Here is a 14,629-nt window from a genome sequence, read left to right as displayed (position 1 = left end):
TACCATAGTTCGATTACCATCGAACTATCGAATCAACCACCTGCTCACTGGAGTCGCCCCATGGCCGCATTGTTCGAACCGTTCCAACTAAAAGATGTCACCCTGCGTAATCGCATCGCTATCCCGCCGATGTGCCAATACATGGCCGATGACGGCATCGTCAACGACTGGCACCTCGTGCACCTGGCCAGCATGGCCCGTGGCGGTGCTGGCCTGGTGGTGGTCGAAGCCACTGCTGTCGCGCCGGAAGGCCGTATCACCCCCGGTTGCGCGGGCCTGTGGAGTGATGCGCATGCCGAGGCGTTCGTACCGATGGTCCAGGCGATCAAGGCCGCCGGTTCCGTGCCGGGCATCCAGATCGGCCACGCCGGCCGCAAGGCCAGTGCCAACCGCCCGTGGGAAGGGGACGACCATATCGCCGCCTCCGACGCCCGCCGTTGGGAAACCATCGCACCCTCGGCCATCGCCTTCGGTGCCAACCTGCCACAGGTGCCTCGCGCCATGACCCTGGACGACATCGCCCGGGTGCGCCAGGACTTCGTCGATGCCGCCCGCCGTGCCCGCGACGCCGGTTTTGAATGGATCGAGCTGCACTTCGCCCACGGCTACCTGGGCCAGAGCTTCTTCTCCGAGCACTCCAACCAGCGCATCGACGCCTACGGCGGCAGCTTCGACAACCGCAGTCGTTTCCTCCTGGAAACCCTGGCTGCCGTGCGCGAAGTCTGGCCGGAAAACCTGCCGCTCACCGCACGTTTCGGTGTGATCGAGTACGACGGTCGCGACGAGCAGACCCTCACCGAGTCCATCGAACTGGCCCGCCGTTTCAAGGCCGGTGGCCTGGACCTGCTGAGCGTCAGCGTCGGTTTCACCATCCCCGACACCAACATCCCGTGGGGGCCTGCGTTCCTGGGGCCGATTGCCGAGCGCGTGCGTCGCGAAGCCGGTATCCCGGTGACTTCGGCCTGGGGCTTCGGCACCCCGCAACTGGCCGAAGGCGCGTTGCAGGCCGGGCACCTGGACCTGGTGTCGGTAGGGCGTGCGCATCTGGCCGACCCGCATTGGGCGTACTTCGCGGCCAAGGAACTGGGTGTCGAGAAGTCCTCGTGGACCTTGCCAGCGCCCTACGCGCATTGGTTGGAACGTTATCGCTGAGATCACGCGTCAACGATGAGCCACTCGATTGAGTGGCTTTTTTTTGCCTGCGTCAGCGCTGATACACAGTCGATGCGCGAAAAATAGCGAATGAGAATAGATGTCAACCGCGAATGACTTGATATACCATCCCTCGCGAATTCTTGGCAGGTCTGCCGTCCCATCTGGCTCATTCACTAGGTTCCACACCCATGCGTCGTACCCTGATTTCCCTCTGCGTGCTTCAGGCGTTTTCCCCGTTCACCTGGGCAGAGGTTGCTGCTACCGAGAAAGCCAGCCTTGAGTTGCAAGCGACCAATGTCACCGGCGAGGCGGATTACGAGACCGCCCAAGGGCCGGTGCAGGGCTACCACGCCACACGTTCAGCCAGTGCGACGCGCACCGACACCTCGATCCATGAAACCCCGCAGTCCATCAGCGTGGTGTCCAGGGCGGTGGTCGAAGACATCGGCGCCACTCGCCTGCAGGATGCGCTGGATTACGCTGGCGGTGTCGGACGCGCCAACAACTTCGGCGGGCAGGGCCTCACGACCTTCACCGTGCGCGGCTTTACCACCGGCGAGTTCTACCGCAACGGTTTCCCGATCAACCGTGGCTACCCGAACATGCCGGACGCCAACACCATCGAACGCCTGGAAGTGCTGCGCGGCCCGGCGACCATGCTCTATGGCCGTGGCGATCCCGGCGGCACCTTCAACGTGGTGACCAAGCAACCGTTGGCCGAACGCACGGTCACCCTCGGCAGCCAATTGAATGACCAGGGCATGAAGCGCGGCACCCTGGATGCCTCCGGCCCGTTGGACGAGGAGGGTCGCCTGGCCTATCGCCTGAACGTGGTGGGCGAGGGCGGCGACACCTTCCGCGACCATGTGGAGACCGAGCGCTACGGCGTCACCCCGGTGCTCACCTGGCAGGCCAGCGACGACACCAAGGTGATCTTCGAAGGCGACTTCATGCGCAACAACCACCCGCTGGACCGAGGGCTGACACGCTTTGCCAATCAGAAAGGCACGCCTTCGCGCGATACCTTCTGGGGCGACAAAGACGTCGGCAAGCTGCACAACGACAACAGCATGGCCCAGTTGCGTTTCGAGCATCTGCTCAATGACAACTGGACCCTGGGCGGTGGTTTTCAATGGCTCGATGGCACCCTGCAAGGCAACGCCATCGAAGCCAACGGTCTGGCCGCTGACGGTCGTACCCTGGGTCGCAACTTCAACTACCGCAAGCTGGAGTGGACCGACAAGGACACCCAACTCAACCTCACCGGGCATTTCTCCGCCGGCGGTTTTGACCACACCCTGCTCACCGGCGTCGAGTTCGAAGACTACGACTACAAGTCGATCATCCAGCGCTCCAGCGGGGCGGTGGGTGCCTATCCCATCGACATCTTCAACCCGGTCTACGGCCAACCACGCCCGACGCTCACGCGCACGCCGACCCACGACAAGGAAAACCTCAAGACTTACGCCGCCTTCGTCCAGGACCAAGTGGCCCTGACCGAGCGCCTGAAATTACTCGCCGGCGCACGCTTCGAGCGCTTCGAGCACGACTACCACACCTATGTGCCAGGCGGTAAAAGCTGGGAGGCCAGCGATAACGCGGTCACCCCGCGCGTAGGCGTGACCTACGACCTCACCGACACCGTCGCGGTGTACGCCGATGCCGCTCGCTCGTTCAAGCCGAATACAGGTGCCAGCCGTCAGGGGGGTGGGTTTGAGCCGGAGAAGGGCAAGTCCTACGAAATGGGCATCAAATGGGAAGCGCTGGATCGTCAACTGAGCGTCGATGCTGCGGTTTACCAGATCGAGAAGAAAAACGTGCTCACCACCGACCCCCTGGACTCGACCTTCAGTGTCGCCGCCGGCCAGGTACGCAGCCGCGGCTTCGACCTCAACGTCGCCGGCAACCTCACCCCTGAATGGCGCGTGATCGGCGGCTACGCCTACGTCGACGCCGAAGTCACCAAAGACAACACCATCCGCGTCGGCTCACCCCTGGCCAACATCCCGCGCAACAGCTTCAGCCTGCTCAACGTCTACGAATTCCAGGACGGTCGCCTCAAGGGGCTCGGGCTGGGCGCGGGCGCCAAATACGTCGATGAACGGGTCGGCCAGACCTCCAACACCGCCTTCTCGATGGACGCCTACACCGTGGTCGACCTGCTGGGCTACTACAAGGTCAACGACAAGGTGCGCCTGAACCTGGATGTGAAGAACCTGTTCAACCGTGATTTCGAGGAAGGCGCGTTCGGCAACTTCTACGCCTACCCAGGCGCGCCACGCACGGTGCAGGTGGGCATCGCCTACACCCTCTAATGCCTAGCACAGTTTCAATGTGGGAGAGGGCAAGCCCCCTCCCACATTTGGTTCTGTGTACCCCTTGAAGTCAGAGCGGCGTAAGCACGTTCATCACCGTATCCAACGCCACCCGCGTGTCATCCAGCTGCACCAGCGATGCATGCCGGGCGCCGAGGGCGTCGCGGTTCTGGATCGCGGTGAGGATCGCCTTGTGCCGGGGCAGGCTCAGGCCCTGGATGTCCGGGCGGCGGTTGGTGATGTTGATCGACTCGCGCAACGGCAGCGACAGCATGTTGCACATGTAGGCGAGCAGGTCGTTGCGGGTGGCATCGGCGATGGCGCGGTGGAAGTCCAGGTCGGCCTGCAGCAGTTGTTCGTGGGTCTGTGCGGTTTCCATGCCCAGGTAGGCTTTTTCGATGGTGGCAATGTCTTCGTCGGTGGCGGTGGTCGCGGCCATGGCGGCGATTTCCGGTTCGAGGATGCGCCGCACACCGGCCAGGGTGTTGAAGAACTCGCTGTGGGGCGTGGACTGCATCAACCAGGACAACACGTCCGGGTCGAGCAGGTGCCACTTCACGCGAGGCCGCACCACCGCGCCCACCCGTGGTTTGGAGTACACCAGGCCTTTGGCACTGAGCACCCGCGTGGCTTCACGCAACACCGAGCGGCTGACCTGGTACTCCTCGCAGAGCGTGGCCTCCATGGGCAGGCGTTCTTCCGGCTTGAAGCGGCCGGAAACGATGTGCATGCCCAAGTCCTGAACGATCTGGGCATGCTGGCTCTTGCGCGGCTTTGGCGGCTGGTGATCCATAACGACGGGGAGGCTCTGACTTAAAGACGCGGCATCATAGCATCCCAATTAGTGGGAATGCCGTGGGACTTGCGCCCCACGGCAACCCACCAGAAAGTCAAAGTCGCAGCCCTGGTCGGCCTGCAGCACATGGTCGATGTACAGCTGGCGGTAGCCGCCGACGATGAGGTTCTGCGGAGGCGCCAGGTCTGCCATACGTGCCGCCAGCTCTGCGTCGGGGATGTCCAGGTGCAGGCGGCCGTTGGCGCAGTCCAGTTCGATCCAGTCGCCTTCCTTGACCGTGGCCAATGGTCCGCCGGCAGCGGCTTCCGGCGCCACGTGCAACACCACTGTGCCGTACGCCGTGCCGCTCATGCGTGCATCGGAGATTCGCACCATATCGGTCACGCCCTGGGCCAGCAGCTTGGCCGGCAGGCCCATGTTGCCGACCTCGGCCATGCCCGGGTAGCCCTTGGGGCCGCAGTTTTTCATGACCAGGATCGAGTTGGCGTCCACGTCCAGCTCCGGGTCATTGATGCGCGCCTTGTACATGTCGAAGTTTTCGAACACCACCGCACGGCCACGGTGCTGCATCAGTTCCGGGCTGGCGGCGGAGGGCTTGAGCACCGCGCCCAGCGGCGCCAGGTTGCCGCGCAGCACGCAGATGCCGCCGTCGGCGCGGATCGGGTTGTCGAGTGTGCGGATCACCTCGTCCTGGCCGTAGATCGGCGAGTCCTTGGTGTTCTCGCCCAGGGACTTGCCGTTGACGGTCAGGGCGTTCGGGTGCGGGATCAGGTTGGCTTCACCCAGGCGGCGCAGCACGGCGGGCAGGCCGCCGGCGTAGTAGAACTCTTCCATCAGGAAGCGCCCCGAAGGTTGCAGGTCGACGATGGTCGGCATGCCACGGCCCATGCGTGTCCAGTCGTCCAGGTCGAGTTCGACGCCGATGCGCCCGGCGATGGCCTTGAGGTGGATCACCGCATTGGTCGAGCCGCCGATGGCCGCGTTCACACGGATCGCGTTTTCAAACGCCTCTTTGGTGAGGATCTTCGACAGCTTCAAGTCTTCGCGCACCATCTCCACGGCACGCATGCCCGACATATGCGCCAGCACATAACGCCGCGCATCCACCGCCGGAATCGCCGCGTTATGGGGCAGGGAAGTGCCGAGTGCCTCGGCCATGCAGGCCATGGTCGACGCGGTGCCCATGGTGTTGCAGGTGCCCGCCGAGCGCGACATGCCGCCTTCGGCTGCAAGGAAATCGTCCAGGGTGATGGTGCCGGCTTTCACTTGTTCGCTGAGCTGCCACACCACGGTGCCCGAGCCAATGTCCTGGCCTTTGTGCTTGCCGTTGAGCATCGGCCCGCCGGTGACCACGATGGCCGGCACGTCGCAACTGGCGGCGCCCATCAGCAGGGCCGGGGTGGTCTTGTCACAACCGGTGAGCAACACCACGCCGTCAATCGGGTTGCCGCGAATCGCCTCTTCCACGTCCATGCTCGCCAGGTTGCGGGTGAGCATGGCGGTGGGACGCAGGTTCGACTCGCCATTGGAGAACACCGGAAACTCCACCGGGAAGCCACCGGCCTCGATCACGCCGCGTTTGACGTGCTCGGCGATCTGGCGGAAATGCGCATTGCACGGGGTCAGCTCCGACCAGGTATTGCAGATGCCGATGATCGGCTTGCCATGGAACTGATGGTCGGCAATGCCCTGGTTCTTCATCCAGCTGCGGTACATGAAGCCGTTCTTGTCGGCGGTACCGAACCACTGGGCGGAGCGGAGGCCGGGCTTTTTATCAGGCATGATCGATTCTCTTATTGTATGACTATATGTTCTATGTGTGCTTAAACATAAGCGCAAAAACGCTGCTTTGGAAGAGTTGTTTTGTAAATAGTCCTACTATATAGTCGATCTCAACTGAGGTATGACCCTGGCGGATTTTCGCGAGAGGCGTCCCCCGAGCTTCTATAAAAACAACAATCGGAGATCGACCCCCATGAGCCAGGAACTGCGGCTTATTCGGCGCATCACGCTGAAACTGATTCCCTTCCTGATCCTGCTGTACCTGATCGCCTACGTGGACCGTTCCGCCGTGGGCTTCGCCAAGTTGCACATGGGCGCCGACGTCGGCATTGGCGATGCTGCCTATGGCCTGGGTGCGGGGTTGTTCTTCATTGGCTACTTCCTGTTCGAGATCCCCAGCAACCTGATGCTCGACCGCTTTGGCGCACGCCGTTGGTTTGCGCGGATCATGATCACCTGGGGCGCCATCACCATCGGCATGGCCTTTGTGCAGGGCCCGCACAGCTTCTATGTGATGCGCTTTCTGCTCGGCGCGGCGGAGGCGGGGTTCTTTCCCGGCGTTCTCTACTACATTACCCAGTGGTTCCCGGTGCGCCATCGCGGCAAGATCCTCGGGCTGTTCATCCTGTCGCAACCCATCGCGATGATGATCACCGGTCCGGTGTCCGGCGGTTTGCTGGGCATGGACGGCATCCTTGGCCTGCACGGCTGGCAATGGCTGTTCATCGTGATTGGCACCCCGGCGATCCTGCTGACCTGGCCGGTGCTGCGCTTCCTGCCAGATGGCCCTGAACAGGTCAGTTGGATGAGCGACGACGAAAAGGCCTGGCTCACCGGCGAACTCGCCAAAGACCTGCAAACCTACGGCCAGACCCGTCACGGCAACCCGCTGCATGCCTTGAAAGACCAACGCGTGTTGCTGCTGGCGCTGTTCTACCTGCCGGTGACCCTGAGCATCTACGGCCTGGGCCTGTGGCTGCCGACCCTGATCAAGCAGTTCGGCGGCACTGATCTGGTCACCGGCTTTATCTCTGCGGTGCCGTATCTCTTCGGCATCATCGGCCTGCTGATCATCCCGCGCAGTTCCGACCGTTTGAACGACCGCTACGGCCACCTTGCGGTGCTCTACGTGCTGGGCGCCATTGGCCTGTTCTTCAGTGCCGCGCTCAGTGTGCCGGTGCTGCAAATGGCGGCGCTGTGCCTGGCGGCATTCGCGATGTTCTCCTGCACGGCAGTGTTCTGGACCTTGCCCGGGCGCTTCTTCGCGGGCGCCAGTGCGGCGGCGGGCATTGCGTTGATCAACTCGGTGGGCAACCTCGGCGGCTATATCGGCCCGTTCGTGATCGGCGCGCTCAAGGAATACACCGGCAACCTCGCCTCAGGCCTGTACTTCTTGTCCGGGGTGATGCTGTTCGGGCTGGTCCTGACCGTTGTGGTCTACCGCCTGCTCGAACGCAGGCACGTGCTGCCTGCCGACCAATTTGCCGCCAGTGCCCGTGGCGCCACCCGACCTTAATCCAGGAGAACAGTCATGCGTTTAGTTCAGTTCGAGTTGCGTAACGGAGACCGCCGTGTCGGCGTGGTCGACGCCACCAAGGTGCGCGAAGTACAGACAGCCCACAGCGTGCGCGAATTGGCCCTGGCTGCCATCGACGCCGGCGTAGGCCTGGCGCAACACGTGGACAGCCTGGGCCTGGGCGACAGCTATGACTACGCCGCGCTGCTGGCCGACTTGAAAATTATGCCGCCGCTGGACCACCCGGACCCGGCCCATATGCTGATCAGCGGCACCGGCCTGACTCACCTGGGCAGTGCCTCGGCGCGGGACAAGATGCACCAGGCCGGCGACGACAGCGCATTGACCGACACCATGCGCATCTTCAAATGGGGCGTGGAGGGCGGCCGTCCACCGGCTGGCCAGGCGGGTGTGCAACCCGAGTGGTTCTACAAGGGCGACGGCAGCATCGTGGTGCGCCCCGGCGCAGCCTTCCCGGTGCCACCGTTTGCCGAGGATGCCGGTGAAGAGCCGGAGATCGGCGGCCTGTATGTGATCGGCCCGGACAGCAAGCCCTATCGTGTCGGTTTTGCGGTGGGCAACGAATTCTCCGACCACATCATGGAGCGCAAGAACTACCTGTACCTGGCCCATTCCAAACTGCGCAGTTGCAGCTACGGCCCTGAGTTGCGCGTGGGCGAGTTGCCCCAGCACCTGGCGGGCACCAGCCGCATTCTGCGCAACGGCGAAGTGATCTGGCAGAACGAGTTCCTCAGCGGCGAGGCCAATATGTGTCACAGCCTGGAGAACCTCGAATACCACCACTTCAAATACCGTCAGTTCCTTAAGCCGGGCGATGTGCACATCCACTTTTTCGGCACCGCCACGCTGTCATTCGCCGACGGTATACGGACCCAGGTCGGCGATGTGTTCGAGATCAGCCAGGCCGAGTTCGGTGCGCCGCTGGTCAACCGTGTCGGCAGCAGCGCTGCGGCGTTCGAACCCGGCAATGTCATCACCCTTTAATGGAGAACCCCATGACTCAGTTTCTCGGCCACAACTACATCGGCGGCCAGCGCAGCGCCAACGGCAGCGTGACCTTGCACAGCGTCGACGCCACCACCGGCGAAGCCTTGCCCCAGGCCTTTTTCCAGGCCACGCCGCAGGAAGTCGACGCCGCCGCCAAGGCTGCCGCGCAGGCCTACCCTGCGTACCGCGCCTTGAGCGCATCGCGCCGCGCACAGTTCCTGGATGCGGTGGCCGATGAGCTGGACGCGTTGGGGGATGATTTTGTCGAACTGGTCTGTCGCGAAACGGCACTGCCAGCCGCACGCATCAAGGGCGAGCGCGGGCGTACCAGCGGCCAGATGCGCCTGTTCGCCACGGTGCTGCGTCGCGGTGATTTCTACGGTGCGCGCATCGACAAGGCACTACCCGACCGCCAACCGCTGCCACGCCCGGACCTGCGTCAATACCGCATCGGCCTGGGGCCGGTCGCGGTGTTTGGCGCGAGCAACTTCCCCCTGGCGTTTTCTACGGCGGGCGGTGATACAGCGGCTGCTTTGGCGGCAGGCTGCCCAGTGGTGTTCAAGGCCCACAGCGGGCATATGGCGACCGCCGAACGCGTGGCCGATGCGATCATCCGCGCGGCCGAGGCCACCGAGATGCCGGCGGGTGTGTTCAACATGATCTTCGGCGGTGGCGTGGGTGAGGCGCTGGTCAAGCACCCGGCGATCCAGGCGGTGGGCTTTACCGGCTCGCTCAAGGGCGGGCGTGCCTTGTGCGACATGGCGGCGGCGCGCCCGCAGCCGATCCCGGTGTTTGCCGAGATGTCGAGCATCAACCCGGTGATCGTATTGCCCCAGGCCCTGACCGTGCGCGCCGACAGCGTCGCGCGTGACCTGACCGCCTCGGTGGTACAAGGCTGCGGCCAGTTCTGCACCAACCCTGGCCTGGTCATCGGTGTCGCGTCGCCTGCATTCACCGCGTTCACCCAGCAAGTCGCGCAACTGATCGGCGAGCAACCGGCCCAGACCATGCTCAACGCCGGCACCCTGGGCAGCTACGGCAAAGGCCTGGAAAAACTCCTGGCGCACCCGGGCATCCAGCATCTGGCGGGCAACCAGCAGGCCGGCAATCAGGCGCAACCACAGCTGTTCAAGGCCGATGCGAGCCTGTTGATCGACGGCGATGAAGTGCTGCAGGAAGAAGTCTTCGGCCCCACCACCGTGTTCGTCGAAGTCGCCGACCAGGCCCAACTCAACGCCGCCTTGCACGGTCTGCACGGTCAACTTACGGCGACGATCATTGGCGAGCCCGCCGACCTGCAACAGTTCGCCGAACTCACGCCGCTGCTGGAGCAGAAAGTCGGGCGCATCCTGCTCAACGGCTACCCGACCGGCGTGGAAGTCTGCGATTCGATGGTGCATGGCGGGCCGTACCCGGCCACTTCGGATGCCCGTGGCACCTCGGTTGGCACCTTGGCCATCGAGCGTTTCCTGCGCCCCGTGTGCTTCCAGAATTACCCTGATAGCCTGCTGCCCGACGCGTTGAAAAACGCCAATCCGTTGCGCATCCAGCGGCTGGTGGATGGCACGCCATCTCGCGAACCGCTGTAACGCACACCTGAGAACAACAACAATCCAGGAGGCATCATGTCGTGTATCGCCGTTACCCCGCACCGTGCGCAATTGGGCGAGGGACCGTTCTGGGACGCGCCCACCCAGGCACTGTACTGGGTGAATATTGCCGGCAAACAGGCACTGCGCCTGATGGGCGGGCAGTTGCGGGTGTGGCAGTTGCCCGAGCATGTCTCGGCGTTCATCCCGTGTGAGGGCGGCGATGCCCTGGTGACCCTGAGCAGCGGCGTGTACCGCCTCGACCTGGCCACCGAGGCCCTGACCCTGCTGTGCGTGGCCGACCCGCAACCCGGCAACCGTGGCAATGAAGCACGCTGCGATGCCCAGGGCCGGCTGTGGCTGGGCACCATGCAGAACAATATTGGCGAGCAGGGTGAAGACCTGCCCATCACACGACGCTCCGGCGGCCTGTTTCGTATCGATGCCGATGCGCAGGTCACACCGTTGCTCAGCGGCCTGGGCATTCCCAACACCTTGCTGTGGAGTGATGACGGTCGGCAGGTGCATTTCGGCGACAGCCTGGACGGCACGCTGTACCGCCACGCTATCCAGCCAGACGGCCAACTCGAATCCGCGCAGGCGTGGTTCGGTCCCCACGAACGTGGCGGGCCGGACGGTTCGGCCATGGATGTGCAAGGCTACATCTGGAACGCCCGCTGGGATGGCAGTTGCCTGCTGCGCCTCACGCCCGACGGCACCGTCGACCGCATCATCGAGCTGCCCGTCAGCCGCCCCACCAGTTGCGTGTTCGGTGGCCCGAACCTCACCACCCTGTACATCACCAGCGCGGCCAGCCCGTTGGAACACCCCTTGGATGGCGCGGTATTGGCCATCGAGGTCGATGTGCCTGGAAAACCCTGTCATCGCTTTGCCGGATAAGTCCCCCCTTTAAAAACAACAACAAGGAGTCACCCGTATGAATCGTCGTCGTGGTTTGCGTTCCCTGTGCTGCGCCGCTGTGGCGGTCTCGGCCATGAGCTTGAGCGGGCTGTTGCTGGCCGCTGAAGAAGTGAAGATCGGCTTCCTGGTCAAGCAGGCCGAGGAACCGTGGTTCCAGACCGAATGGGCCTTCGCCGAGAAAGCCGGCAAGGAGCATGGCTTCACCGTGATCAAGATCGCCGTGCCCGATGGCGAGAAGACCCTGTCGGCCATCGACAGCCTGGCCGCCAACGGTGCCAAGGGCTTTGTGATCTGCCCGCCGGACGTGTCCCTCGGCCCGGCCATCGTGGCCAAAGCCAAGGCCAACGGTTTGAAAGTCATTGCCGTGGATGACCGCTTTGTCGACGCCAAGGGCAACTTCATGGAGGACGTGCCGTACCTGGGCATGGCGGCCTTTGAAGTGGGCCAGAAGCAGGGCGCCGCGATGGCGGCCGAAGCGAAAAAACGCGGCTGGGACTGGAAGGACACCTACGCGGTGATCAACACCTTCAACGAACTCGACACCGGCAAGAAACGCACCGACGGCTCGGTCAAATCCCTGGAAGAAGCCGGCATGCCCAAGGACCACATCCTGTTCACCGCCGCCAAGACTCTCGACGTACCCGGCAGCATGGACGCCACCAACTCGGCGCTGGTCAAGCTGCCCAGCGGCGCGAAAAACCTGATCATCGGCGGCATGAACGACAACACCGTGCTGGGCGGCGTACGCGCCACCGAAAGCGCCGGCTTCAAGGCCGCCAATGTGATCGGTATCGGCATCAATGGCACCGACGCCATTGGCGAACTGAAAAAGCCTGAAAGCGGCTTCTTTGGCTCCATGCTGCCCAGCCCGCATATCGAGGGCTACAACACTGCGAAGATGATGTTCGATTGGGTCACTAAAGGCACCGAGCCTGCGAAATACACGGCCATGGACGAAGTGACGCTGATCACCCGCGCCAATTTCAAGGACGAACTGACCAAGATCGGGTTGTGGCAATGACCGCTGCGGCCCTGCGCTTTGACGGCATCGGCAAGACCTTCCCCGGGGTCAAGGCGCTGGATGGCATCAGCTTTACCGCCCAACCCGGGCAGGTGCACGCCCTGATGGGCGAGAACGGCGCGGGCAAGTCGACGCTGTTGAAGATCCTCGGCGGCGCCTACATTCCCAACAGCGGCTCGCTGCACATCGGCGCGCAGACCATGGCCTTCAAATGCGCCGCCGACAGCATTGCCAGCGGCGTGGCGGTGATCCACCAGGAACTGCATCTGGTGCCGGAAATGACGGTGGCCGAGAACCTGTTCCTCGGCCACTTGCCGTCGCGTTTCGGCGTGGTCAACCGGGGGCTCCTGCGCAAGCAGGCCCTCGCGTGCCTCAAGGGGCTGGCGGATGAAATCGACCCGGCCGAGAAACTCGGGCGCTTGTCCCTTGGCCAGCGCCAACTGGTGGAAATCGCCAAGGCGCTGTCCCGTGGCGCCCATGTGATTGCCTTTGACGAGCCGACCAGCAGCCTGTCGGCGCGGGAGATCGACCGCCTGATGGCGATCATCACGCGCCTGCGCGATGAGGGCAAAGTGGTGCTCTATGTGTCGCACCGCATGGAAGAAGTGTTCCGCATCTGCAACGCCGTCACGGTGTTCAAGGACGGCCGCTACGTGCGCACCTTCGAGGACATGAGCGCGCTGACCCACGACCAACTGGTGACGTGCATGGTGGGGCGCGATATCCAGGACATTTACGACTACCGCCCGCGTGAGCACGGCGAAGTCGCGCTCAAGGTCGATGGCCTGCTCGGTCCCGGCCTGCGTGAGCCGATCAGTTTCAGTGTGCGCAAGGGCGAGATCCTTGGCCTGTTCGGGCTGGTCGGGGCTGGGCGCACCGAGCTGTTCCGGCTGCTCAGCGGCCTGGAGCGCGCCAGTGCCGGCAGCCTGCATTTGTGCGGGCAGGCGCTGCAACTGCGCTCGCCCAGGGATGCCATCGCCGCCGGCGTGCTGCTGTGCCCGGAGGACCGCAAGAAGGAAGGCATCATCCCGCTGTCCAGCGTCGCCGAGAACATCAATATCAGCGCACGCGGTGCCCACTCCACGTTCGGCTGGCTGCTGCGCGAGGGCTGGGAAAAGGGCAACGCCGACCAGCAGATCCAGGCCATGAAGGTCAAGACGCCGAACGCCGCGCAGAAGATCATGTACCTGTCCGGCGGTAACCAGCAGAAGGCCATTCTCGGTCGCTGGCTGTCGATGCCGATGAAGGTGCTGCTGCTGGACGAACCGACCCGTGGCATCGATATCGGCGCCAAGGCCGAGATCTACCAGATCATCCATAAGCTGGCGGCCCAGGGCATTGCGGTGATTGTGGTGTCCAGCGACCTGATGGAAGTGATGGGCATCTCCGACCGCATCCTGGTGCTGTGCGAAGGCGCGATGCGCGGCGAACAAACCCGCGAAGACGCTACCGAATCCAACCTGCTGCAATTGGCCCTGCCGCGCAGCGTGGCGAACTGAGAGACGACTATGACCACTCAACACAACGTGCTGCCCACGGCGCGCAAGCCTCTGGACCTGCGTGCACTGCTGGACAACTGGGCGATGCTGCTGGCGGCGGTGAGCATTTTCCTGCTGTGCGCCTTGCTCATCGACAACTTCCTGTCACCGCTGAACATGCGTGGCCTGGGCCTGGCGATTTCCACCGTGGGCATCGCCGCCTGCACCATGCTGTTCTGCCTGGCGTCGGGGCATTTCGACCTGTCGGTGGGCTCGGTGATCGCCTGCGCCGGGGTGGTGGCGGCGATTGTGATGCGCGACACCGACAGCGTCCTGTTGGGCATTGGCGCCGCCTTGCTGATGGGCCTGGTGGTGGGCCTGATCAACGGCATCGTGATCGCCAAGCTGCGGGTCAACGCGCTGATCACTACCTTGGCGACCATGCAGATCGTGCGTGGCCTGGCGTACATCTTCGCCAACGGCAAGGCGGTGGGGGTGTCCCAGGAGCAGTTCTTCATCTTCGGCAACGGCCAGTTGCTGGGGGTGCCGGTGCCGATCCTGATCACGATCCTGTGCTTCCTGTTCTTCGGCTGGCTGCTCAACTACACCACTTACGGACGCAACACCATGGCCATCGGCGGCAACCCGGAAGCGGCGTTGCTGGCGGGCGTCAATGTGGACCGCACCAAGATCCTGATCTTTGCCGTGCACGGCCTGATCGGCGCGTTGGCCGGGGTGATCCTCGCCTCGCGCATGACCTCCGGCCAGCCGATGATCGGACAGGGCTTCGAGCTGACCGTGATCTCGGCGTGCGTGCTGGGCGGGGTGTCGCTGAGCGGCGGGGTAGGCATGATCCGTCATGTGATTGCCGGCGTGTTGATTTTGGCGATCATCGAGAATGCGATGAACCTGAAGAACATCGACACCTTCTACCAGTACGTGATCCGCGGCTCGATCCTGCTGCTGGCAGTGGTCATCGACCGCATGAAACAACGCTGATCCCAAGCCAAATGTAGTTCCAAATGTGCGAGGGGGCTTGCCCCCGATA

The 14,629-nt window shown here is 63.5% G+C and carries 11 protein-coding genes; 9 read left to right on the top strand and 2 right to left on the bottom strand.

Going from position 1 to position 14,629, the window contains the following annotated elements; translation table 11 throughout:
* The first annotated feature begins 60 nt into the window (after positions 1–60).
* Positions 61–1,152, top strand: a complete 1,092-nt coding sequence (locus BM026_RS13000) for an NADH:flavin oxidoreductase/NADH oxidase (RefSeq protein ID WP_093528885.1) — start codon at positions 61–63, stop codon at positions 1,150–1,152.
* 191 nt (positions 1,153–1,343) lie between these two features.
* The gene (locus BM026_RS12995) at positions 1,344–3,470 is read left to right on the top strand and encodes a TonB-dependent siderophore receptor (RefSeq protein WP_093528882.1); all 2,127 of its coding nucleotides are present in this window, start codon (positions 1,344–1,346) and stop codon (positions 3,468–3,470) included.
* A 70-nt stretch (positions 3,471–3,540) separates the two neighbouring features.
* On the opposite strand, the gene BM026_RS12990 is transcribed toward BM026_RS12995, so the two are convergent.
* Both BM026_RS12990 and BM026_RS12985 read right to left on the bottom strand, forming a co-directional pair.
* Entirely contained in the window at positions 3,541–4,263 is a 723-nt protein-coding gene (locus tag BM026_RS12990) for a FadR/GntR family transcriptional regulator (protein ID WP_093513742.1), read from the bottom strand.
* A 48-nt stretch (positions 4,264–4,311) separates the two neighbouring features.
* Positions 4,312–6,048 carry an IlvD/Edd family dehydratase gene (locus BM026_RS12985; RefSeq protein ID WP_093128018.1) on the bottom strand — a complete coding sequence of 579 codons (1,737 nt, stop codon included), beginning with the start codon at positions 6,046–6,048 and terminating at the stop codon, positions 4,312–4,314.
* 193 nt (positions 6,049–6,241) lie between these two features.
* Here BM026_RS12985 and BM026_RS12980 point away from each other — a divergent pair, with 193 nt between their 5' ends.
* Genes BM026_RS12980 through araH form a run of 7 tightly spaced genes read left to right on the top strand, consistent with a single transcriptional unit; the run spans position 6,242 to position 14,580 of the window.
* Positions 6,242–7,564 (top strand): MFS transporter, encoded by a 1,323-nt coding sequence (locus BM026_RS12980; protein ID WP_071491459.1) that lies wholly within the window; start codon positions 6,242–6,244, stop codon positions 7,562–7,564.
* 15 nt (positions 7,565–7,579) lie between these two features.
* Positions 7,580–8,569 carry an AraD1 family protein gene (araD1, locus tag BM026_RS12975; RefSeq protein WP_093528879.1) on the top strand — a complete coding sequence of 330 codons (990 nt, stop codon included), beginning with the start codon at positions 7,580–7,582 and terminating at the stop codon, positions 8,567–8,569.
* An 11-nt stretch (positions 8,570–8,580) separates the two neighbouring features.
* Complete coding sequence (locus tag BM026_RS12970; protein ID WP_093528876.1) at positions 8,581–10,161, top strand: aldehyde dehydrogenase (NADP(+)); 1,581 nt, start codon at positions 8,581–8,583, stop codon at positions 10,159–10,161.
* Between the two features lie 36 nt (positions 10,162–10,197).
* Positions 10,198–11,061, top strand: a complete 864-nt coding sequence (locus BM026_RS12965) for an SMP-30/gluconolactonase/LRE family protein (protein ID WP_093513738.1) — start codon at positions 10,198–10,200, stop codon at positions 11,059–11,061.
* Between the two features lie 37 nt (positions 11,062–11,098).
* Entirely contained in the window at positions 11,099–12,103 is a 1,005-nt protein-coding gene (locus BM026_RS12960) for a substrate-binding domain-containing protein (protein ID WP_093528873.1), read from the top strand.
* The gene (gene araG, locus BM026_RS12955) at positions 12,100–13,602 is read left to right on the top strand and encodes an L-arabinose ABC transporter ATP-binding protein AraG (RefSeq protein WP_093528870.1); all 1,503 of its coding nucleotides are present in this window, start codon (positions 12,100–12,102) and stop codon (positions 13,600–13,602) included. Before BM026_RS12960 ends, araG begins: the two co-directional genes overlap by 4 nt.
* 9 nt (positions 13,603–13,611) lie before the next feature.
* A complete protein-coding gene (araH, locus tag BM026_RS12950) occupies positions 13,612–14,580 on the top strand; it encodes an L-arabinose ABC transporter permease AraH (RefSeq protein WP_093528867.1) in 969 nt (322 codons plus the stop codon).
* Positions 14,581–14,629: the final 49 nt, after the last annotated feature.

The sequence above is a fragment of the Pseudomonas sp. NFPP24 genome (assembly GCF_900112095.1).
Classification (GTDB): Bacteria; Pseudomonadota; Gammaproteobacteria; order Pseudomonadales; family Pseudomonadaceae; genus Aquipseudomonas; species Aquipseudomonas extremorientalis.
This window is presented reverse-complemented; position numbering and strand designations above follow the sequence as displayed.

What these genes read in the sequence shown, in the direction of transcription:
- BM026_RS13000 (WP_093528885.1), top strand. Translation starts at nt 61, where the DNA reads ATGGCCGCATTGTTCGAACCGTTCCAACTAAAAGATGTCACCCTGCGT.
- BM026_RS12995 (WP_093528882.1), top strand. Translation starts at nt 1,344, where the DNA reads ATGCGTCGTACCCTGATTTCCCTCTGCGTGCTTCAGGCGTTTTCCCCG.
- BM026_RS12990 (WP_093513742.1), bottom strand. Translation starts at nt 4,263, where the DNA reads ATGGATCACCAGCCGCCAAAGCCGCGCAAGAGCCAGCATGCCCAGATC.
- BM026_RS12985 (WP_093128018.1), bottom strand. Translation starts at nt 6,048, where the DNA reads ATGCCTGATAAAAAGCCCGGCCTCCGCTCCGCCCAGTGGTTCGGTACC.
- BM026_RS12980 (WP_071491459.1), top strand. Translation starts at nt 6,242, where the DNA reads ATGAGCCAGGAACTGCGGCTTATTCGGCGCATCACGCTGAAACTGATT.
- araD1 (WP_093528879.1), top strand. Translation starts at nt 7,580, where the DNA reads ATGCGTTTAGTTCAGTTCGAGTTGCGTAACGGAGACCGCCGTGTCGGC.
- BM026_RS12970 (WP_093528876.1), top strand. Translation starts at nt 8,581, where the DNA reads ATGACTCAGTTTCTCGGCCACAACTACATCGGCGGCCAGCGCAGCGCC.
- BM026_RS12965 (WP_093513738.1), top strand. Translation starts at nt 10,198, where the DNA reads ATGTCGTGTATCGCCGTTACCCCGCACCGTGCGCAATTGGGCGAGGGA.
- BM026_RS12960 (WP_093528873.1), top strand. Translation starts at nt 11,099, where the DNA reads ATGAATCGTCGTCGTGGTTTGCGTTCCCTGTGCTGCGCCGCTGTGGCG.
- araG (WP_093528870.1), top strand. Translation starts at nt 12,100, where the DNA reads ATGACCGCTGCGGCCCTGCGCTTTGACGGCATCGGCAAGACCTTCCCC.
- araH (WP_093528867.1), top strand. Translation starts at nt 13,612, where the DNA reads ATGACCACTCAACACAACGTGCTGCCCACGGCGCGCAAGCCTCTGGAC.